Source organism: Pseudonocardia sp. (assembly GCF_035305885.1).
Taxonomy (GTDB): domain Bacteria; phylum Actinomycetota; class Actinomycetes; order Mycobacteriales; family Pseudonocardiaceae; genus Pseudonocardia.
This window is the reverse complement of the sequence record NZ_DATGOP010000125.1, coordinates 1-20,600: the sequence shown is the minus strand read 5'-3', so window position 1 is coordinate 20,600 and position 20,600 is coordinate 1. Positions and strand designations below refer to the sequence as shown.

The following is a 20,600-nucleotide window of genomic DNA, read 5'->3' as shown; positions in this document are numbered from 1 at the left end:
GTCATCCGATCGGGCGCGGCGTTGCACTTATGCGTACTTACGCATATGTTGGGCCCGTGGGCGCGGGTCACGGGCACGGGATCGAGGCGGGCGCGAGCGCATCCGGCAGGCACTCGCGGCGGCTCGCCATCTCGTTGGGCGTGCTCGTCGCGTCCCTCGTCCTGCAGGTCGTCGTCGGGCTGCTGACCTCGTCGCTGGCCCTGCTCTCCGACGCGGGCCACAACTTCACCGACGTGCTCGGGATGGCCATGGCGCTCGCCGCCATCACGGCCGCCCGGGCGGCCCGCAGCGACGACCGGCGCACGTTCGGCCTCTACCGCGCCGAGGTCCTCGCCGCGCTGGCCAACGCCGTGCTGCTGTTCGGGGTGGCCGCCTGGGTCGTCGTCGAGGCCGTCCAGCGCTTCGCGGACCCGCCCGAGGTGCCGGGCCTGCCACTCCTGCTCACGGCGCTGGTGGGGCTCGCCGCGAACCTCTTCGTGTTCGCCCTGCTGCGCCGGGGCGCGAAGGAGAGCCTCAACATCCGCGGCGCCTACCTCGAGGTCGTCGCCGACACGCTCGGCTCCGTCGGCGTGCTCGTCGCGGGCGCGGTCACGCTCCTGTTCGGCTGGCGCTACGCCGACCCGATCGTCGCGATCGCGATCGGCCTGTTCATCCTGCCGCGGACGTTCTCGCTGGGCAGGCAGGCCGTGCGCATCCTCGTGCAGGCCGCGCCCGCGCACGTCGACGTCGCCGCCGTGCGCGCCGAGCTGGGCGCGCTGGAGGGCGTGCAGGACGTCCACGACGTGCACGTCTGGACGCTGACCTCGGGCATGGAGGTCGGGTCGGCGCACCTCGCGGTCGGGGCGGGCTGCGACCCCGCCGCCGTGCTCACCTCCGCCCAGCGGCTGCTCACCGAACGCCACCAGCTCGCGCACTTCACGCTGCAGGTCGAGCCGCCCGGCTGCCGCACCGGTTGCGCGGAGCTCAGCTGGTAGCTGAGGCATGATCCTGGGGGTGACCGAGCACCCCGTCGCCCCCGTCCCCGACCGGCTCTTCGACGACGACGAGCGCGAGGAGCGCTGGCGCGCCCGGTTCACCGCGCCGCGGATGTCGCGTCCCGCGTGGGCGCGGGACGCACCGGACCGCTGCGTCTACACCTCCAACGCGAGCGGCACCACCGAGGTGTACGTCTGGGACCGGGCCACCGACCTGCACCGCAAGGTCACCGACCGGCGCAGCGGCACCCACATCGCCACGCTCCCGCCGGACGGCGGCACGGTCTGGTGGTTCGCCGACACCGACGGCGACGAGTTCGGCCACTGGGTGCGCGAGCCGTTCGCGGGGCGGGCCCCGGACGCCGACCCGGAGCCCGCGCTGCCGGGCGTCGAGGACGGCTACCCGGCCGGCCTGGAGATCGGCCGGGAGGTCGTGGCGGCGGGCACCTCCACCGACGACGGCACGAAGATCTGGGTGCGCCGGAGCGGCGGGCCCGCGCAGATCGTCTACCAGCACGCCGAGGACGCGAGCGTCGGCGCGCTGTCGGAGGACGAGACGCTGCTCGCGATCAGCCACTCCGAGCACGGCGACTCCCGCCACCCGGCGGTGCGGGTCGTGCGGGCCGCGGACGGCGAGGTCGTGGCCGAGAAGTCGGACGGCACGGGCAAGGGGCTGACCCCGATCGTGTTCGCGCCGATCCGCGGCGACGGCAGGCTCCTGCTGCTGCACGAGCGCCGGGGCCGCGAGGAGCTGCTCATCTGGGACGTGCTCGCCGACACCGAACGCGAGATCGCGCTCGACCTGCCCGGCGAGGTCTTCGGCGACTTCTACCCCGACGGGCAGAAGCTGCTCGTCTGGCACACGGCGGCCGCCCGGACCCGGCTGTACCGCTACGACCTCACCACCGACGAGCTGACCGAGCTGCCGGTGGCCCCCGGGTGCGTCGGCTCGGCCGAGGTCCGTCCGGACGGCACGGTGGAGTACACCTGCTCGTCGGCGGCCGAGCCCACCACGGTGCGGGCGCTGCACCCCGACGGCACCGACCGCGTGCTGGTCGCGCCGCCGGGTCCGCGGGCCCCCGGCTCGGTGCCGGTGGAGGACCTGTGGGTGGACGGGCCGGGCGGCCGGGTGCACGCCCTCGTCGCCAAGCCGGAGGGCGTGGCCGGGCGGGCCCCGGCCGTGTTCGCCCTGCACGGCGGGCCGCACGCCGCCGACGAGGACCGGTTCAGCGCGGCCCGCGCCGCGTGGGTGGATGCCGGGTTCGTCGTCGTCGAGGTCAACTACCGGGGCTCCACCGGTTACGGGTCCGCCTGGCGGGACGCGATCGAGGGCAGGCCGGGGCTCACCGAGCTGGAGGACGTCGCCGCGGTGCACGACCGTTGCGTCGCCGACGGCCTGGTCGACCCGGCCCGCTGTGTGGTGGAGGGCTGGTCGTGGGGCGGCTACCTCGCGCTGCTCGCCGTCGGCACCCAGCCCGAGCGCTGGGCAGCCGCGATCGCCGGGGTGCCCGTCGCCGACTACCTCACCGCCTACGCCGACGAGATGGAGCAGCTGCGGGCGTTCGACCGCGCGCTGTTCGGCGGCTCGCCGGAGGAGCGCCCGGAGGCGTACCGGGTCGCGTCGCCGCTCACCTACGTCGACCGCGTGCGCGCCCCGGTGCTCGTGCTGGCGGGCGAGAACGACCCGCGCTGCCCGATCCGGCAGGTGGACAACTACTTGGACGCCCTCGCCGCCCGCGGCGACGTCCGGTACGAGGTGAGCCGCTTCGACGCGGGGCACGGGAGCCTCGTGGTGGAGGAGACGATCCGCCACGTCGCGACGGAGATCGGCTTCGCCCGCCGCGCCCTCGCCTGACGGCCCCTCACCGGGACGCCCGTACCCAGACCGCGACTCGCCCGCACCCACACCGCGACTCGCCCGCACCCAGACCGCGACTCGCCGATCGGGGTTCGCCGCCGGCCCGTCACGCACCGGTAGCGGGCCGGAAACACAGCGGGGGGACGCTGGCCCTCATGGCACTGTGGCGGATGCACGTCGAGCTCGAGGACCGGCCAGGGCGGCTCGGCGGACTGGCCACCGCCGTGGGCGCGGCGGGGTGCAACATCCTCTCCCTCCACGTCGTCGGCGAGCCCACCGACGACGGGGCGGTCACCGACGAGCTGCTCGTCGAGGTGCCCGAGGACGTCGAGCCGGCGACGCTGGCCGACGCCGTCGCGGCCGCGGGCGTCCCGTGCACGCTGCTGGTGCGCGCCGACGCCACGGAGCTGTCGGACCCGGCCACCACGGCGCTCGCGCTCGCGCGGATGGTCGTGGCCGACCCCGGCAGCGCCCCGAGCGCGGCCGCCACGCTCCTGCGGGCCCGGCTGGTCGACCCGGCGGCGCCGCCGGCGGGGCACGTCCACACGCTGCGCGGCGGCACGCAGCAGATCCACGTCGCGCGCCCATGGCCGTTCACGGCCACCGAGCTCTCCCGGGCCGCGGCCCTGCTGGAGCTCGCCACCCAGCTCACGATGCGCGTGCCGACGCGCACGCCGAGCGCGGAGCGCACCCTCCAGCTGCGCGACGGGTCGCAGGTGCGGCTGCGCGCCGCCGAAGTCGGCGACGGCCCGCTCGTCGCCGCGCTGCACGCCCGCTGCTCCCCCGGCTCGCGCCGTTCCCGGTTCCTGAGCCCGGCCCCGCGGCTGCACCCCGACGAGCTGGCGGCGCTGCTGGGCCCGTCGAGCTCGCCCACCGGCCTGCACACCGTGCTGGCCGTCACCGCCGACGGCGGCAGCGCCGTCGGGATCGCCAACCTCGACGCCGAGCCCGGCGACGCCGGGTCGGCACGGGTCGCGGTGCTCGTCGAGGACGCCTGGCAGGGCCGGGGCCTCGGCACCGCGCTGCTGCGCCACATCGCCGAGGTCGCGGCCGAGCGCGGGCTCGCCGAGCTCCGGGGCTGCGCGCGCCCGGACGACGTGGGCATCACCCGGCTGCTGCGCCGGGCGGGGCTGCGTCCCGCGGCGGAGATCCTCGGCACCGAGGTGCGGCTGCGCGCCGCGCTGCCCACGCCCGTCGGCTGACGACGACGCACCGCGGCCCCGGGACCGGACCGGTCCCGGGGCCGCGGCGTGAAGCGGGTGGGTCAGACCTCGATGCGCTCGCCGGTGTCGCCGGAGAACAGGTGCAGGTGACCCTGGCGCGGGGCGAAGTGCAGCACCGAGCCCTTGTCCGGCGGCGTGCGGCCGTCGACGCGGGCGATGATCGAGCGGCGCTCGCCGCCGACCTCGGTGGTGCCGTAGACGTAGGCGTCCGCGCCGAGCTCCTCGACGACGTCGACCTCCGTGGCGAGGCCGTCGCCGGCGCTGACCAGCTCCATGTCCTCGGGACGCACGCCGACGGTGACCTTGCGGGTGGCGCCGACCTCCTCCACCGCGGTGCGCGGGATGTGGATGTCGGCGCCGCCGAAGTGCAGCGTGTCCCCGTCGACCTTCACCTCGAGGAGGTTCATGGCCGGCGAGCCGATGAAGCCGGCGACGAAGACGTTGGCCGGCTTGTCGTACATCGCACGCGGCGTGTCGACCTGCTGCAGGACGCCGTCCTTCAGCACGGCGACGCGGTCGCCCATCGTCATGGCCTCGGTCTGGTCGTGCGTGACGTAGACCGTGGTGATGCCCAGGCGGCGCTGCAGCGACGCGATCTGGGTGCGGGTCGAGACGCGCAGCTTGGCGTCCAGGTTGGACAGCGGCTCGTCCATGCAGAACACCTGGGGCTGGCGCACGATCGCCCGGCCCATCGCGACGCGCTGCCGCTGACCACCGGAGAGGGCCTTCGGGCGGCGGTCGAGGAACGGCTCGAGGTCGAGGATCTTCGCCGCCTCCTGCACGCGCTGCTGGATCTCCGACTTCGGGCGACCGGCGATCTTGAGCGCGAAGCCCATGTTCTCGGCGACGGTCATGTGCGGGTAGAGCGCGTAGTTCTGGAAGACCATCGCGATGTCGCGGTCCTTCGGGGGCACGCGCGTGACGTCGCGGCCGCCGATGTAGATCGACCCCTGGTCGATGTCCTCCAGCCCCGCGAGCATGCGCAGCGAGGTGGACTTGCCGCATCCGGACGGTCCGACGAGGACCAGGAACTCACCGTCGGCGACCTCGAGGTCGAGCGAGTCGACCGCGGGCTTCGTGGACCCCGGGTAGATCCGGGTCGCCTTGTCATAGACAACAGCAGCCATGCTGTTTCACCTTCCACCGGCAGGAACGTGCCGGACGATCCGAGTGGCAGGGGTAAAGCGCTTGCAGCCTGCCATGCAAGTGGTCTCCAGGAGAAGACCCAACACGAACCGTGAGAACTTGACTACATAGCGTAGGAGTTACGGCATCGTTACCGCGTCGTCGTTGCCCGTGTGCGTGCGTAAACGCTTCCATGGCCCGGATCTCAAGGGAGTGGGCCACCGCCCGCTCCGTCCCCATCGACGCGGAGGGTGCGATGCCAGCCCCGAAATCGGGATCGATCCTGCGGAGACCGTCGCGCACGGCCGTGATCAGCGCTGCGCTGGGCCTCAGCCTCGCGCTCGCCGGATGCGGCGGCAGCAACGTCGCAGGCAGCGGCGGCAACTCGGCCGCCTCCGACCAGGACTGTGCGGCGTTCGCGCAGTACGGCGACCTGTCCGGGACCCGGATCACGATCTACACCTCCATCGTGGCGCCCGAGGACGAGCCGCACATCGAGTCCTACAAGCCGTTCGAGGAGTGCACCGGCGCGCAGGTCGTCTACGAGGGGTCCAAGGAGTTCGAGGCCCAGCTCCCGGTGCGGGTCCAGGCGGGCTCGCCGCCGGACATCGCCTACATCCCGCAGCCCGGCCTGCTGAACACCCTGGTCAAGCAGAACCCCGGCGCGGTGAAGCCCGCCCCGCAGGCCGTCGTGGCGAACGTCGACCAGTACTACTCCGAGACGTTCAAGGCCGCGGGCAGCGTCGACGGCACCCTGTACGGCGCTCCGCTCGGCTCGAACGTCAAGTCCTACGTCTGGTACTCGCCCCAGGCGTTCGCGGAGAAGGGCTACACCGTCCCCACGACCTGGGACGAGATGGTGGAGCTCTCGGACCGCATCGTGGCCGACGGCGGCAAGCCGTGGTGCGCGGGCATCTCGTCGGGTGACGCGACCGGCTGGCCGCTCACCGACTGGCTCGAGGACGTGATGCTGCGCGAGAACGGCCCCGAGGTCTACGACCAGTGGGTCTCGCACGCCATCCCGTTCAACGACCCGCGCGTGGCCAGGGCCCTCGACCGCGTCGGCTCGATCCTGAAGAACCCCGACTACGTCAACGGCGGCCTCGGCGACGTCTCGTCGATCGCCACCACGACGTTCCAGGACGGCGGCCTGCCGATCCTCGACGGGACCTGCTACATGCACCGCCAGGCCAACTTCTACGCGGCCAACTTCCCCGAGGGCACCGACATCTCGGAGAACGGGCAGGTCTTCGCGTTCGAGCTGCCGCCGATCAACGAGGGCGCGCCGCAGACCATCCTCGTCGGCTCGGAGTTCGTCGTCGCGTTCTCCGACCGCCCCGAGGTGCAGGCGTTCCAGGCCTACCTGTCCTCGCCGGAGTGGGCCAACGCGAAGGCCAAGGCCGGTAGCGACCTCGGCCAGAGCGGCTGGATCAGCGCCAACACCGGGCTGGACCCGAACAACCTGACCAACCCGATCGACCGGCTGTCGGCCGAGATCCTGCAGAACGAGGACAACACCTTCCGGTTCGACGGCTCGGACCTGATGCCCGCGGCCGTCGGGTCGGCGTCGTTCTGGCGCGGCATGACCGACTGGATCACCGGGCAGGGCACGACCGAGACGCTCGACTTCATCGAGCAGTCCTGGCCCGCCTCGTCGTAACCGGCGAGAGCTCCCATCCCCGCGCCGGGACGGGCGCGATCCGCCCGTCCCGGCGCCTCCCCGGCGCGCCCGGCGCACGGCCTCGGGCGCCCCCGACCCCTTGGAGGTGAGCCGGCTTGACCCTGCTCGACAAACTGCTCCAACTGCTGGTCGCGGTGGTCGTCTTCGCCGCCGTGATGGGCGTCGTCCTGCTCGTGGTCGGCCGCGCGAAGGGCCGCCGGGCCGACGTGGTCTCCGGGGTCGCGTTCACGGCCCCCGCCCTGCTCCTCCTGCTCATCGGCCTGCTCTACCCCGCGGCCCGCACGGCGGTGCAGTCGGTCCTCGACGCCCGCAGCGCCGGGTTCGTCGGCCTGGACAACTACGTCCGGATCTTCACCCAGCCCGACCTCGTGGTCGTCATGCGCAACACCCTGCTCTGGGTGGTGATCACGCCGATCCTCTCGACCGCGATCGGTCTGGTCTACGCGGTGCTGGTGGACCGCACCCGGTTCGAGGCGGCCGCGAAGGCCCTGATCTTCCTGCCGATGGCGATCTCGTTCGTCGGCGCGGCGATCATCTGGAAGTTCGTCTACGAGTACCGGCCCAACCAGCAGAACATCCAGCAGATCGGGTTGCTCAACCAGATACTGGTCTGGCTGGGCTTCGAGCCGGTGAACTTCATCCTCGCCGAGCCGTGGAACAACCTGCTCCTGATCGTCGTGATGATCTGGATCCAGGCCGGCTTCGCGATGACGATCCTCTCGGCGGCGATCAAGGCCATCCCGAGCGACATCATCGAGGCGGCGCGGCTCGACGGGGTCGGCGGCCTGCGGATGTTCTTCTACATCACCCTGCCGAGCATCCGACCGGCCGTGGTCGTCGTGATCACCGCGATCAGCATCGCCGTGCTCAAGGTCTTCGACATCGTCCGCACGATGACCGGCGGCCAGTTCGGCACGAGCGTCGTCGCGAACGAGTTCTACGTGCAGAGCTTCCGACTCTCCGACCTCGGCATGGGATCGGCGCTCGCCATGATCCTGTTCGTCCTCGTGGTGCCGATCGTCATCTACAACGTGCGGCAGATGCGGAAGGTGGACGCGCGATGACCATCCTGAGCACCGAGGGCAGCGCGGGCACCGGAACCGACCTCGCCGCCGCGGCCACCTCGCGCGCGTCGGCCGCGAAGAAGCGGCTCACCTCGCCGTGGGCCTCGATCGCCGCGCTCGTGATCGCGGTCCTGTGGACCCTCCCCACGTTCGGGCTGTTCCTGACGTCGTTCCGGCCCGAACGCGACGTGCAGCGCACGGGGTGGTGGACGTTCTTCGCCAACCCGCAGCTGACCCTCGACAACTACGCCGAGGTCCTCTTCGGGGGCAACCAGCCGCTCGTCGGCTTCTTCACCAACTCGATCCTGATCACCATCCCGTCGGTGGCGATCCCGATCATCCTGGCCACGATGGCCGCCTACGGGTTCGCGTGGACGCGCTTCCCGCTGCGCGACACGCTGTTCGTCGCGGTCTTCGCGCTGCAGATCGTGCCGCTGCAGGTGGCGCTCCTGCCGCTGCTGGAGATCTTCGTCGGCACCGGGCTGAACGGCACGTTCTGGACGGTGTGGATCGCGCACTCCACGTTCGCGCTGCCGCTGGCGATCTTCCTGCTGCACAACTCGATGCGCGACATCCCCGCGGAGCTCGTGGAGGCCGCCCGGGTGGACGGGGCGGGCCACGTCCGGATCTTCACCACGATCATGGTCCCGCTGATGAAGCCCGCGATCGCGGCGTTCGCGGTCTTCCAGTTCCTGTGGGTGTGGAACGACCTGCTCGTCGCGCTGGTGTTCGCGGGCGGCACGCTCGACGTGGCGCCGCTGACCGTTCGCCTGGCCAACCTCGCGGGCGAGCGGGGCTCCAACTGGTACCTGCTCGCGCCCGGCGCGTTCGTCGCGATCGTCGTCCCGCTGGTGGTGTTCTTCGCGCTGCAGCGGTACTTCGTGCGCGGCCTGCTGGCCGGCAGCGTCAAGGGCTGACCGAGCGCAGGCGGAGCCCGGCGTGAGCACGATCAGGGACGTCGCGGAGGCGGCGGGGGTGTCCATCGCGACGGTCTCCCGCGCGCTGCACGGGCTGCCCCGGGTCTCCGAGGAGACCCGGCGGCGCGTGCTCGCCGCGGCCGCCGAGCTGCGGTACGTGGCCTCGCCCAGCGCGGCGAGCCTCGCGAGCGGCCAGACGAACGCGATCGGCGTGGTCGCGCCGTTCGTCAACCGCTGGTACTTCGCGGTGATCGTGCACAGCGCCGAGGAGCGGCTCCGCAAGGCCGGCTACGACCTGCTGCTCTACAGCCTGGGCACCAACGCCCACGAACGCCGCCGCGCCTTCGCGGGCACGTTGCTGCGCAAGCGCGTCGACGGCGTGCTCGTGCTCGGCCTGCACCCCACGCCCGAGGAGGTCGCGGCGCTGTCGGCGGTCGGCGGGCCGGTGGCGATCGTGGGCGCCGAGGTCCCGGGCTGGGCGAGCGTGCGCATCGACGACGAGGCCGCCGCGCGCTGCGCCGTGCGGCACCTGCTCGACCTCGGGCACCGGCGCATCGGGTTCATCGGCGGCGACGACGAGCTGCACACGGCGATGCCCGCCGACCGGCGCCTCGGGTACCGGGCCGAGCTGGCCGCGGCGGGGCTGCCCACCCGGCCCGAGCTCGAGGCCGTCGGCGGGTTCACCGTGACCGGGGGCCACGACGCCGCCGAGCGCCTGCTCGCGCTACCGGAGCGGCCCACCGCCCTGTTCGCCGCCTCGGACGAGATGGCGATGGGCGCCCTGCAGGCGGCCCGCCGGTCCGGGCTGCGCGTCCCGGAGGACGTGTCGGTGATCGGCATCGACGACCACGAGATGGCGCACCTGATGGAGCTCACGACCGTGGCCCAGCCGGTGGTCGCGCAGGGGACGCTCGCCGCGGAGATGATCCTCGCCGCGCTCACCGAGCCGGAGCGGCCGCCGCCGGCGGTCACGGTGCCCACGGAGCTGGTGGTGCGGGGCTCGACCGGGCCACCGCCCCGCCGCGCGGGCTAGTTCCCGCCGGGGAGACCCGGGAGGTCGGGGATCTCGCCGATCTCGGGGATCTCAGGGATCTCGGGGATCTCGGGGATCTCCGGCATGCCCGGGATCGTCACGCTCGTGTCAACCTGCGACGGGTCGGGCTCCTGCACGGTCACCGGGACCCCGAAGTCGAAGTACTCGATGCGGGCCTCGACCGTGATGACCCGGTCCTGCAGCATCTCCTGCATCATCGGGCTGTCGCCGAGCATCCCGCCGAGCTCCGGCACCGCCGCGAGGTCGGTCACCTTCGTCTCGAAGGTCAGTTCCAGCCGGCGCACGCGCCCGTCGGAGTCGACGAACAACCGCGCCGGGATCGGCTCGACCGCCTGGAGGACGGCCTGGGTCAGGCTGTCCTTGACGACGACACCCTGGGCGGCGGCGAGCCGCTGCGGGTCGATCGTGATCGCGTACTCGCGCACCTCGGCACCGCGCAGCTGCGTGGTTCCGACCTCCTGCACGTCGTCGGAGACACCTCGCAGCAGCTCGAGCTGCTCGCTCGGGTCGTGCTGGCCGATCGGGGTGTCCACGAGCTCGGAGAGGTCGAACTTCCGCCACCGGTCCTCGCCGACGAAGCGGTGGTAGACCTCGTTGTTGGTGAAGATCTCCTCCTGGGGTGGGAACGGGAGCTCCGAGTCGTCGGAGGTCGCGCGGCCCTCGCCGATCTGGCGGGCGAAGTCGTAGGTGCCGGTGGCCCGCATCGTCGTGGTGAGGTCGCCGACCGGGCCGCCCGTGCTGGTGTGGATCATCTCGAGCTCGAAGCGCGACGATCCGGCGGCCCGGGTGGCGTCCGGCGCCTCCCGGGCGATCTCCGCCGCGGGCCGCCACGGCTGCAGCCCGCCCCCGAGGGAGTCCCCGCCGCCGCACGCGGTGAGTGTGAGCGCCGCGACGCAGCCAGCGAGCACCGCCCGGCTCCGCCGCCCGATGGTGGTCGTCACCCGTTCCCTCCCTTCGTCCGAACCGGCCGAGCCGCCCCCCACGTCCTTCGGCTCGGCCGGTACAGGAAGTGATCATCCATGGTCGACGATCGTTGTGCCCGAGTGACAGGCATCACACCCCAGCACCGCCCGTGCCGGAGCCGGGTCGTGCCCGTCGGTGGCCCGGAGCACGATGGCGGGGTGGAGACCGACACCGCGACGGGCCTGCGCGCCTACCGCGCCGTCCTCGCCATCCCCGGCGTCGCAGCCGTCACCGCGGTGTCGTTCCTCGCCCGCCTGCCCGCGTCCGCGGCCGCGATCGCCCTCACGCTGCACGTCGTGCTCACCCTCGACGAGGGCTACGCGGCGGCGGGCGCCGTGGCGGCGGCGTCCACCGTGGGCATGGCGATCGGCGCCCCGCTGCTCGGCAGGCTGGTCGACCGGCGCGGCCTGCGCACGATGCTCGCGCTCACGCTGGCGGCGCAGGCCGCGTTCTGGGGCGCGGCGCCGTTCCTGTCGTACCCGGCGCTGTTGGTGAGCGCGCTCGCCGGCGGGCTGCTCGGCGTGCCGGTCTTCTCGATCACGCGGCAGTCGCTCGCCGTGCTGGTACCGCCCGAACGCAGGCGCACCGCGTTCGCGCTCGACTCGATGTCGGTCGAGATCTCCTACATCATCGGGCCCGCGATCGGGGCGGTGCTCGCGGTGAACGCCTCGTCCACCGCCGCGATGTGGGTGGTCGGCGCGGGCTGGCTCGTCGCGGGCGCCGCGCTGGCGCTGCTGAACCCGCCGACCCACCTGCCGGGCACGAGCCGCGGCGGGCACCCGCCGCCCGTCCGACAGTGGCTCGACGTGCGCCTGATCGGGGCGCTTCTCGCCACCACGGCCGCGGTCGTCGTGGTGTTCGGCACCGAGCTCACGATGATCGCCGGCCTCGAGCTCGGCGGGCACGCCGCGTGGATCCCGGTGACCAACGCCGTGTGGTGCGTGGCGTCGCTGGTCGGCGGGTTCGCCTACGGCGGCGCGCGGCGGTCCCTCCCGCTGCCGCTGCTCGTCGGCTGCCTCGGCGCCGCCGCGCTACCGGTCGCGCTGGCCGGCCCGTGGTGGTCCTACGCCCTGCTGCTCGTGCCCGTCGGGCTGCTCATCGCGCCGACGATGGCCACGAGCGCCGAGGCGGTGAGCGCGTTGACCCCCGAGCACGTGCGCGGGCTGGTCACCGGGCTGCACGGCTCCGCGATCACCACCGGCGCCGCCGTCGCCACGCCGCTCGCCGGTCTGCTCGTCGACGTCGCGTCGCCCGCCGCAGCGGTGCTCACGGTCGGGATGGTCGGGGTGTGCGCCGCCGTGCTGGTCGGGTGGTCGGGGCGACGGCGCGAGGCTCCGGTCACTCCCTCAGCGGGCTCTCAATCGATCTAGGGAAGACTCCTCGTCGATGACCGCACCGCCGGGCCGGCTCACCGCCGCTCCCCCGCCGCGCCCGCCCGCGCGCGGCCGCATCCGGGGCGCCGACGTCGCGCGCTACCTGGCCGCCGCCCTGTTCACGTCGTTCGTCGCCGTGCCGGTCCTACCGGACCTGTTCGGGCTCGACCGGCGCAGCCCGTTCGTGCAGCTCGTGTCGATGCGGCCGTGGTTGCTCGTCGGAGTGCTCGCCGTCGTGGTGCTGCTGGGCGTGGTGCTGGTGTTCGAGCGCCGCGTGCTGCCGTTCGCCGCCGGGGTGCTGGCGGTGCTCGTCGCCGGCGCGGGGCTGGTCCTCCCGCGCGCGCTGCCGGACCCCGGCGCCGCGACCGGGGACCCGTTGCGGGTGCTCGCGTTCAACGCCTACGAGGGCGACGCCGACGCCGACGAGCTCGCTTCCGTGATCGAGGAGCACCGACCGGACGTGGTGGCGATCAGCGAGTCCGGCCCCCGCTTCGCCGAACAGATCGCCGAGCGTGTCGAGCCGCTGGGCTACCGCGTGCACGTCACCACCGACGACGAGGACGACGACGACGTCGAGGAGGTCACCGCTCTCGTCGCGGACCGGCTCGGCGACGTCGACGTCCGGGTCGGCGACGACACCACCACGTTCCCCTACATCGAGGTGAGCGGCGGCGAGCTCGGCGAGCTGCGGTTCGTGGCGTTCCACTCGGTGGCGCCGGTGCCCGGCTCGGTTCCGGACTGGAACGACGACCTCGCCCTGCTCCCCCGGTGGTGCTCGGGGCCGACGCCTGCGGTCATCGCGGGCGACTTCAACGCCACGCTGGACCACTCCGCGCTGCGCGCGGGCGCGGCGGGCTGCGCGGACGCGGCCGCCCAGCGCGGCGCGGGCCTGATCCCGACCTGGAGCCCGAGCCCGCGGGTCCGCCTGTTCGGCCCGCAGATCGACCACGTGTTCGCCACCGACGGCATCACCGCCGAGACGTTCGAGGTGCACGACGTCGCGGGCAGCGACCACCGGGCGATCCTGACCACCCTGCGCCTGCCCGGCTGACGAGAACGGCGCGCCCCCGCCTTGCGAGGGCGCGCCGTCCGGCGATCAGACCGTCAGAGGCTGACCGCGACCGTCTCCGCGATCTCGTAGGTGTTCAGGGCGGCGCCCTTGCGCAGGTTGTCGCCGCAGACGAACAGCTCGAGCGTGTTGGGGAAGTCGAGCGCCTGCCGGATGCGGCCGACCCACGTCGGGTCGCTGCCCACGACCTCGGCGGGCGTCGGGAACTCGCCGGCCGCCGGGTCGTCGCGCAGCACGATCGAGGGCTGCTCGGCGAGCACCTTGCGGGCCGCCTCGACCGTGACCTCGCGCGAGAACGTCGCGTGCACCGCGAGCGAGTGGGTGGTGACCACCGGGACGCGCACGCACGTGGCGGACACCTTGAGGTCCGGGATGCCGAGGATCTTGCGGGCCTCGTTGCGGACCTTCAGCTCCTCCGACGACCACCCGTCGTCCTTGAGCGAGCCCGCCCACGGCACGACGTTGAGCGCCAGCGGCGCCGGGAACGGCGAGTCCGACGGGGCGAGCCCGGCCGCGGCCAGCGCGGCCGCGACGTCGCCGCCGCGCACCCCGACCTGCTTGCCCGCGAGCGCCGACAGCTCCGCGTAGAGCCGGTCGATGCCGCCCTGGCCCGCGCCGGACGCCGCCTGGTAGGAGGCGACGACCAGGGCCTCGAGCCCGAACTCGCGGTGCAGCGCGCCCATCGCGGCCATCATCGACAGCGTGGTGCAGTTGGGGTTCGAGATGATCCCCTTCGGCCGCTCGGCAGCCTTCTCCGCGTTCACCTCGGGCACGACGAGCGGGACGTCCGGGTCCATGCGGAAGGCGCCCGAGTTGTCCACGGCCACCGCGCCGCGCTCGGCCGCGATCGGCGCCCACTGCGCGCTGACCTCGTCCGGCACGTCGAACAGCGCGATGTCCACTCCGTCGAAGACCTCAGGGGCGAGCGCCTGCACCGTGATGTCCTGGCCGCGGACCCGCAGCACCTTGCCCGCCGAGCGCGGCGAGGCGACGAGCCGGATCTCCGACCACGGCACGTTCTCGCGGGCGTCGATGATGTCGATCATCGTGGTGCCCACGGCCCCGGTCGCGCCGACGATCGCGAGCACGGGACCGCGCTCGTGACGACCGTGCTCGTGCCGGCCGTGGTGTTCCTGCGCGAACTCCATCCCGCTCACCGCCCCGTCCCGGCGTGGACCACGGCCTGCTCCTCGCCGCCGAGGTCGAACGCCTCGTGCAGCGCGGCCACCGCGGTGTCGAGCTGGTCGGGCCGGCAGAGCACGGAGATGCGGATCTCCGAGGTGTTCATCGTCTCGATGTTGATCCCGGCGTTGGACAGCGCCTCGCAGAACGTGGCCGTGACCCCCGGGTGCGAGCGCATCCCGGCGCCGACCAGCGAGACCTTCCCGACCTCCTCGTCGTGCAGGACGTCGCCGAACCCGATCTCGGGCTGGGCGGCCTTCAGCGCCTCGACGGCGCGGGGGCCGTCGGTGCGCGGCAGCGTGAACGTGATGTCGGTGCGCCGGTCGGAGTTGCGGCTGATGTTCTGCAGCACCATGTCGATGTTGATCTCGGCATCGGCCACGGTGCGGAAGATCCGGGCCGCCATGCCGGGGGTGTCCGGCACGTCGGTGACCGTGATCTTCGCTTCCGACCGGTCGTGGGCGACCCCGGTGATGATCGCCTGCTCCATGGGGATCTCCTCGATCGAGCCGGTGACGAGCGAGCCCGGCTTGTCGTTGTACGAGCTGCGCACCCGCAGCGGGACGTTGTAGCGCCGGGCGTACTCCACAGCGCGCAGGTGCAGGACCTTCGCCCCGCACGCGGCCATCTCGAGCATCTCCTCGTAGGTGATGGTCTCGAGCAGCTGCGCGTCCGGGACGATGCGCGGGTCGGCGGTGTAGATGCCGTCGACGTCGGTGTAGATCTCGCAGACGTCGGCCTCCAGCGCCGCGGCCAGCGCGACGGCCGTGGTGTCCGAGCCGCCCCGGCCGAGCGTCGTGACGTCCTTCGAGTCCTGGCTCACGCCCTGGAACCCGGCGACGAGCACGATCGCGCCCTCGTCGAGGGCGTCGCGCAGGCGCTGCGGGTTGACCTGCACGATCCGCGCGTCGCCGTGCTTGGACGTGGTGACCATGCCCGCCTGCGAACCGGTGAACGAGCGGGCCTCGGCCCCGAGCGCGTGGATCGCCATCGCCACGAGCGCGTTGGAGATGCGTTCACCCGCGGTGAGCAGCATGTCCAGCTCGCGCGGCGGGGGCGCCGGGGAGACCTTCTCCGCGAGGTCGAGCAGGTCGTCGGTGGTGTCACCCATGGCCGAGACCACGACGACGACGTCGTTGCCCTCTTTGTGCGTGCGGACGATCCGTTCGGCGACCTTCTTGATGCGGTCCGCGTCCTGTACGGAAGAACCTCCGTACTTCTGCACGACGAGGGCCACCGCCGACCTCCTGTCCTGGCCGCGGGAATCTCCTTGCGCGGCCTCGAGGGCTGATCACCACTGGTGCGTGCGGGAGCCGCACCGGGTGCTGGTCGGGACCCCACCCTACCGGCCACCGCTCGCAGCGCAGATCGGAATGAACTTCGCCACAGGGCGCCGGCGCGCCACAAGACCCACCGGGGCGAATCCGCCCGGTGGAACCGCTCAGCCCGGCGGTGCGCTCACGGGATGCGCCGCACGATGCGCACGACGACCGTGGTGATGACGAACCAGATCAGGGCGGCGGCGCCGTAGTTGAGCACCACGGCCAGGCGCGGGTCCTCGGGCAGGAACAGGTCGCTCAGGCCGAGGTTGAAGGTGTCGGCGGCATCCCGGATGAGCTGCGTGAGCCCGTTCTCCGGGTTCGCACCGAGCAACGTGAGCACGATGTGCACCACGAGGACGGTGACGATCAGCATCCCGACGATCCGCAGCACGTTGCCCAGGGCGTCGATGCCCCGCCGTGCCGTGCTCCCCACTGCCACTGGAGACCTCCCCCGGATTCGTTGTTCGCCATGCTCCCACGGCGGTGGGCACCCTGCGCTACCGGTCGGTATTACCCGATCGGGTGACACCGGATCGGGGCGACGTCCGACGCGTCACAGAGGGGGTGGGTTGCGCGGGGCCCCCACCCCGGGGCTACTCTCGGCTCCGTGGCACGCCTGCTCCTTCGCCGCCGCGGCGGGGTCTGATCGACCGGCCCCTCGTCGCGGGTGGTGGCGTGCGCCGGTCACAACAGATCGGCAAACCCACCAGGAGCACATCGATGACCACCTCTCCCGACGCGTACACCTCGTCGCCCTCCAGCCGTCTGCGCAGGCCCGACCGGCCCGCCCCCGACGACCAGCCCGCGTGGAACAAGCAGCGCGGCTCGTACATGCCGGTCCACCGCTACCGCCCCTTCCACGAGCTGGTCGAGCCGGTGTCGCTGCCGGACCGCACCTGGCCGGACAAGCGGATCACCCGGGCCCCGCTGTGGTGCGCCGTCGACCTGCGTGACGGCAACCAGGCGCTGATCGACCCGATGAGCCCGGCGCGCAAGCGGCGCATGTTCGACCTGCTCGTACGCATGGGCTTCAAGGAGATCGAGGTCGGCTTCCCGGCGGCGAGCCAGACCGACTTCGACTTCGTCCGGGAGATCATCGAGCAGGACCTGATCCCGGACGACGTCACGATCCAGGTGCTGACCCAGGCCCGGCCCGAGCTGATCGAGCGCACCTTCGAAGCCTGCGAGGGCGCGCCGCGGGCGATCGTCCACCTGTACAACTCGACGTCGATCCTGCAGCGGCGCGTCGTGTTCCGCTCCGACCGCGCGGGCATCACGAAGATCGCCACGAACGGCGCGGAGGACGTGCTGCGGTTCGCCGAGAAGTACCCCTCCACCGACTGGCGGTTCGAGTACTCCCCGGAGTCGTACACCGGCACCGAGCTCGAGTACGCCGTGGAGGTCTGCAACGCGGTCAGCGCGATCTGGCGGCCGACGCCCGACTCGCCGATGATCGTCAACCTGCCGGCGACGGTCGAGATGGCGACCCCGAACGTCTACGCCGACTCGATCGAGTGGATGCACCGGCACCTGGACCGCCGCGACGCCATCGTGCTGTCGCTGCACCCGCACAACGACCGCGGCACCGGCGTCGCCGCCGCCGAGCTGGGCTTCCAGGCGGGCGCCGACCGCATCGAGGGGTGCCTGTTCGGCAACGGCGAGCGCACCGGCAACGTCGACCTGGTCACCCTGGGGATGAACCTGTTCACCCAGGGCATCGACCCCCAGATCGACTTCTCCGACATCGACGAGATCCGCCGGACCGTCGAGTACTGCAACCAGCTGCCCGTGCACGAGCGGCACCCGTGGGGCGGCGACCTGGTCTACACCGCGTTCTCCGGCAGCCACCAGGACGCGATCAACAAGGGCTTCCAGGCGATGCAGGCCGACGCGGCCGAGGCGGGGGTCGACGTCGACGACTTCCGCTGGGAGGTGCCCTACCTGCCGGTCGACCCGAAGGACATCGGCCGCACCTACGAGGCCGTGATCCGGGTGAACTCGCAGTCCGGCAAGGGCGGCGTCGCCTACATCATGAAGACCGAGCACCAGCTCGACCTGCCGCGCCGGCTGCAGATGGAGTTCTCGCGGGTGATCCAGGAGGTCACCGACACCGAGGGTGGCGAGATCTCCCCGAAGGAGATGCGCGACATCTTCGAGTCGGAGTACCTGGACCGGGTCACCCCGCTGAAGCTCATCCGCCACCGCATCACCAGCGACGGCGAGGGCAACGACGAGATCGTCGCCACCGTCCGCGTCGAGAACGACCTGCACGAGATCGTCGGCAGCGGCAACGGCCCGATCGCGGCGTTCGTCGACGCGCTCGCCGGCATCGGGTTCGACGTACGCGTGCTCGACTACCACGAGCACGCCATGTCCGCCGGTGACGACGCGCGCGCCGCCGCGTACGTCGAGTGCGCGGTGGAGGACACCGTGCTCTGGGGCGTCGGCATCAACGGCTCGATCGTCAACGCCTCGCTCAAGGCCGTGGTATCGGCGGTCAACCGCGCCATGCGCTGACCCCGCGCTACCGATCTGGGACCGATCCGGGACCACGTGGGAACACGACCGTCTCCCACGGCCGAACTCCACGTGCGTGGAATCCCTCCCGAGCTGCACGAACGGCTTCGGGAACGGGCTTTCGCCGAGGGGCGATCCCCCTCGGCGGAGGTGGTCGCGACCCTGCGGCGCGTGCTCGACCGGCCGCCCGCGGGGTCGCAGCGGTCCGACGCCGTCGAGCGCCTGCGGCGGATCCAGGCGCGAAGCGGTCAGCGGGGCCGACGAGCTCGGAGGGGATCGGGACGAGCGGTGACCGCGGTGTGCGGCCCCCGTGGCCGAGCTGACGCGCGGGGTCAGCGGCCCAGGATCTCCGTCACCGAGCCGGGTTGCTCGGGCACGGCGCCGGGACCGAGCACGTCGTCGGCCACCGCGGCCGGTTCCACCCGGTGCGGCTGCAGCGCACCGCTGCGGATCTCCTCGGCCCAGTGGCAGGCCACCCGGTGCCCCTCCGGCACCCCCTCCAGCACCCGCAACTGCGGACGCTCGTCCGCGCACCGCGTCGGCTGCCGCCACGGGCACCGCGTGTGGAACCGGCACCCCGACGGCGGCGCCGCGGGCGACGGCAGGTCACCCGTCAGCAGGATCCGCTCCCGCTGGTCCTCCAGCTCCGGATCCGGCACCGGCACCGCCGACAACAACGCCTTCGTGTACGGGTGCTGCGGATCGTCGTACAACGCCTGCGACGGCGCCTCCTCCACGATCCCGCCCAGGTACATGACCCCCACCCGATCGCTCACGTGCCGCACCACCGCCAGGTCGTGCGCGATCACCAGGTAGGTCAGCCCCAGCTCCGCCTGCAGGCGACCCAACAGGTTCAACACCTGCGCCTGCACCGACACGTCCAGCGCCGAGACCGGCTCGTCGGCCACGATCAGATCCGGCTCCACCGACAGCGCACGCGCGATGCCGATCCGCTGCCGCTGCCCACCCGAGAACTCGTGCGGATACCGCCGCAACGCCGACGCCGGCAACCCCACCGACTCCACCAGCTCCCGCAACCGGGCCGCGTCCGCCTCCGGGCCGCGCGACAGCCCGTGCGCGTTGATCCCCTCCCGCAGCAGCGACTCCACCGACTGCCGCGGGTCCAGGCTCGACATCGGGTCCTGGAACACCATCTGGAACCGGCGCCGCATCGTGCGCAGCCGCTCGCCCGACAGCTGCGCGACATCCACCCCGTCGAACTCCACGGTGCCCGCGGTCGGGTCCACCAGCCGCAGGATCGCCCGCCCCAACGTGGACTTCCCGCACCCGGACTCCCCCACCAGTCCGTAGGTCTCGCCCCGGCGGATCTGCAACGAGACCCCGTCCACCGCGTACACGTAACCGACCGTGCGATCCAGCACCAGGCCGCGCTTGATCGGGAAGTGCACGGCGAGGTCGCGCACGTCGAGCAGGACGTCGTTCGATGGTTCGGCCATGTCGCTCACTCCGCGCTCGCCGGCACCGGGTTGTGGCAGCGCAACAGTCGCCCGCCCGTCGTCTCGGCCTCCGGCGTGATCTCGAGGCACCGGTCGAGCGACCGCGGGCAACGGGGGGCGAAGGCGCAGGCGTGGTCCCACGGGACGTTGTCGGCCACCGACCCCCGGATGGCCGGCAGCTCCTCCCCCTGCGGGCTGTCCAGCCGGGGGATCGACCGCAGCAGGCCGTGGGTGTAGGGGTGGCGGGGGGTGGTGAACAGGCGGTGCCGCTGCGCCCGCTCCACGATCCGGCCCGCGTACAGGACGTTGACCGTCTCGCACAGGCCTGCGACCACACCCAGGTCATGGGTGATCATCACCAGCGCGGCGCCGGTCTCCCGCACCAGCTCGCGCAGCAGCTCCAGGATCTGGGCCTGGATCGTGACGTCCAGCGCCGTGGTCGGCTCGTCCGCGATCAACAGGCGCGGGCTGCAGGCCAGCGCGATCGCGATCAGCGCCCGCTGCCGCATGCCGCCGGACATCTGGTGGGGGTAGGCCTCGAGGCGGCGGCGCGGGTCGGGGATGCCGACCCGGTCCAGCAGCTCCACCGCGGCCTTGCGGGCCGCCTCCTTGCCCATCCCCTGGTGGCGCCGCAGCACCTCGGTGATCTGCAGGCCCACCGGGATCACCGGGTTCAGCGACGTGAGCGGGTCCTGGAACACCATCGACAGATCGCGGCCGCGGCGCTCGCGCATCTGCGCCTCGGGCAGCGTCAGCAGGTCGGTGCCGTCCATCAGGACGCTGCCGCTCACCCGCACCCCGCGGTCCGGGAGCAGGCGCAT

The 20,600-nt window shown here is 72.6% G+C and carries 17 protein-coding genes and 1 pseudogene; 11 read left to right on the top strand and 7 right to left on the bottom strand.

Annotation, left to right across the window (positions count from 1 at the left end):
* Positions 1–56: 56 nt before the first annotated feature.
* From VKZ81_RS28690 to VKZ81_RS28680, 3 genes are all read left to right on the top strand, one after another.
* A complete protein-coding gene (locus VKZ81_RS28690; protein ID WP_324244843.1) occupies positions 57–974 on the top strand; it encodes a cation diffusion facilitator family transporter in 918 nt (305 codons plus the stop codon).
* A 7-nt stretch (positions 975–981) separates the two neighbouring features.
* Positions 982–2,829, top strand: a complete 1,848-nt coding sequence (locus VKZ81_RS28685) for a prolyl oligopeptidase family serine peptidase (protein WP_324244842.1) — start codon at positions 982–984, stop codon at positions 2,827–2,829.
* Between the two features lie 158 nt (positions 2,830–2,987).
* The gene (locus tag VKZ81_RS28680; protein ID WP_324244841.1) at positions 2,988–4,034 is read left to right on the top strand and encodes a GNAT family N-acetyltransferase; all 1,047 of its coding nucleotides are present in this window, start codon (positions 2,988–2,990) and stop codon (positions 4,032–4,034) included.
* 62 nt (positions 4,035–4,096) lie between these two features.
* On the opposite strand, the gene VKZ81_RS28675 is transcribed toward VKZ81_RS28680, so the two are convergent.
* Entirely contained in the window at positions 4,097–5,182 is a 1,086-nt protein-coding gene (locus VKZ81_RS28675; protein WP_324244840.1) for an ABC transporter ATP-binding protein, read from the bottom strand.
* A gap of 305 nt (positions 5,183–5,487) precedes the next feature.
* Between VKZ81_RS28675 and VKZ81_RS28670 the strand changes: the two genes are divergently transcribed.
* From VKZ81_RS28670 to VKZ81_RS28655, 4 genes are all read left to right on the top strand, one after another.
* Positions 5,488–6,840, top strand: coding sequence for an ABC transporter substrate-binding protein (locus VKZ81_RS28670; RefSeq protein ID WP_324244839.1), 1,353 nt, complete (start codon positions 5,488–5,490; stop codon positions 6,838–6,840).
* Between the two features lie 116 nt (positions 6,841–6,956).
* Complete coding sequence (locus VKZ81_RS28665; protein WP_324244838.1) at positions 6,957–7,925, top strand: carbohydrate ABC transporter permease; 969 nt, start codon at positions 6,957–6,959, stop codon at positions 7,923–7,925.
* Positions 7,922–8,842 (top strand): carbohydrate ABC transporter permease, encoded by a 921-nt coding sequence (locus VKZ81_RS28660; protein WP_324244837.1) that lies wholly within the window; start codon positions 7,922–7,924, stop codon positions 8,840–8,842. The genes VKZ81_RS28665 and VKZ81_RS28660 overlap by 4 nt, the downstream gene beginning before the upstream one ends.
* A 22-nt stretch (positions 8,843–8,864) precedes the next feature.
* Positions 8,865–9,875, top strand: a complete 1,011-nt coding sequence (locus tag VKZ81_RS28655; protein WP_324244836.1) for a LacI family DNA-binding transcriptional regulator — start codon at positions 8,865–8,867, stop codon at positions 9,873–9,875.
* Here VKZ81_RS28655 and VKZ81_RS28650 read toward each other — a convergent pair.
* Entirely contained in the window at positions 9,872–10,837 is a 966-nt protein-coding gene (locus tag VKZ81_RS28650) for an SCO4651 family lipoprotein (RefSeq protein ID WP_324244835.1), read from the bottom strand. The genes VKZ81_RS28655 and VKZ81_RS28650 overlap by 4 nt on opposite strands.
* Positions 10,838–11,017: 180 nt before the next feature.
* On the opposite strand from VKZ81_RS28650, the gene VKZ81_RS28645 reads away from it, so the two are divergent.
* Both VKZ81_RS28645 and VKZ81_RS28640 read left to right on the top strand, forming a co-directional pair.
* Positions 11,018–12,229, top strand: a complete 1,212-nt coding sequence (locus tag VKZ81_RS28645) for an MFS transporter (protein WP_324244834.1) — start codon at positions 11,018–11,020, stop codon at positions 12,227–12,229.
* A 16-nt stretch (positions 12,230–12,245) separates the two neighbouring features.
* On the top strand, positions 12,246–13,283 hold the full coding sequence (locus VKZ81_RS28640) for an endonuclease/exonuclease/phosphatase family protein (protein ID WP_324244833.1): 1,038 nt from the start codon (positions 12,246–12,248) through the stop codon (positions 13,281–13,283).
* A 53-nt stretch (positions 13,284–13,336) separates the two neighbouring features.
* Here VKZ81_RS28640 and VKZ81_RS28635 read toward each other — a convergent pair whose 3' ends face one another.
* From VKZ81_RS28635 to VKZ81_RS28625, 3 genes are all read right to left on the bottom strand, one after another.
* Positions 13,337–14,449, bottom strand: a complete 1,113-nt coding sequence (locus tag VKZ81_RS28635; protein ID WP_324244832.1) for an aspartate-semialdehyde dehydrogenase — start codon at positions 14,447–14,449, stop codon at positions 13,337–13,339.
* Positions 14,450–14,454: 5 nt separating this feature from the next.
* Complete coding sequence (locus VKZ81_RS28630; RefSeq protein ID WP_324244831.1) at positions 14,455–15,720, bottom strand: aspartate kinase; 1,266 nt, start codon at positions 15,718–15,720, stop codon at positions 14,455–14,457.
* Between the two features lie 221 nt (positions 15,721–15,941).
* Positions 15,942–16,244: a hypothetical protein gene (locus VKZ81_RS28625; RefSeq protein WP_324244830.1), complete on the bottom strand. Its 303-nt coding sequence runs from the start codon at positions 16,242–16,244 to the stop codon at positions 15,942–15,944.
* 281 nt (positions 16,245–16,525) lie between these two features.
* Here VKZ81_RS28625 and leuA point away from each other — a divergent pair, with 281 nt between their 5' ends.
* A complete protein-coding gene (gene leuA / locus VKZ81_RS28620) occupies positions 16,526–18,322 on the top strand; it encodes a 2-isopropylmalate synthase (protein WP_324244829.1) in 1,797 nt (598 codons plus the stop codon).
* Positions 18,323–18,358: 36 nt separating this feature from the next.
* Positions 18,359–18,484, top strand: a pseudogene (locus VKZ81_RS35260) (FitA-like ribbon-helix-helix domain-containing protein); the annotation flags it as partial.
* Positions 18,485–18,654: 170 nt separating this feature from the next.
* Here VKZ81_RS35260 and VKZ81_RS28615 read toward each other — a convergent pair.
* Both VKZ81_RS28615 and VKZ81_RS28610 read right to left on the bottom strand, forming a co-directional pair.
* Complete coding sequence (locus VKZ81_RS28615) at positions 18,655–19,779, bottom strand: ABC transporter ATP-binding protein (protein ID WP_324244828.1); 1,125 nt, start codon at positions 19,777–19,779, stop codon at positions 18,655–18,657.
* A 5-nt stretch (positions 19,780–19,784) separates the two neighbouring features.
* On the bottom strand, positions 19,785–20,600 hold an 816-nt coding region (locus VKZ81_RS28610), incomplete at its 5' end, for an ABC transporter ATP-binding protein (protein WP_324244827.1).

What these genes read in the sequence shown, in the direction of transcription:
- VKZ81_RS28680 (WP_324244841.1), top strand. Translation starts at nt 2,988, where the DNA reads ATGGCACTGTGGCGGATGCACGTCGAGCTCGAGGACCGGCCAGGGCGG.
- leuA (WP_324244829.1), top strand. Translation starts at nt 16,526, where the DNA reads ATGACCACCTCTCCCGACGCGTACACCTCGTCGCCCTCCAGCCGTCTG.
- VKZ81_RS28685 (WP_324244842.1), top strand. Translation starts at nt 982, where the DNA reads ATGATCCTGGGGGTGACCGAGCACCCCGTCGCCCCCGTCCCCGACCGG.
- VKZ81_RS28660 (WP_324244837.1), top strand. Translation starts at nt 7,922, where the DNA reads ATGACCATCCTGAGCACCGAGGGCAGCGCGGGCACCGGAACCGACCTC.
- VKZ81_RS28635 (WP_324244832.1), bottom strand. Translation starts at nt 14,449, where the DNA reads ATGGAGTTCGCGCAGGAACACCACGGCCGGCACGAGCACGGTCGTCAC.
- VKZ81_RS28615 (WP_324244828.1), bottom strand. Translation starts at nt 19,779, where the DNA reads ATGGCCGAACCATCGAACGACGTCCTGCTCGACGTGCGCGACCTCGCC.
- VKZ81_RS28640 (WP_324244833.1), top strand. Translation starts at nt 12,246, where the DNA reads ATGACCGCACCGCCGGGCCGGCTCACCGCCGCTCCCCCGCCGCGCCCG.
- VKZ81_RS28675 (WP_324244840.1), bottom strand. Translation starts at nt 5,182, where the DNA reads ATGGCTGCTGTTGTCTATGACAAGGCGACCCGGATCTACCCGGGGTCC.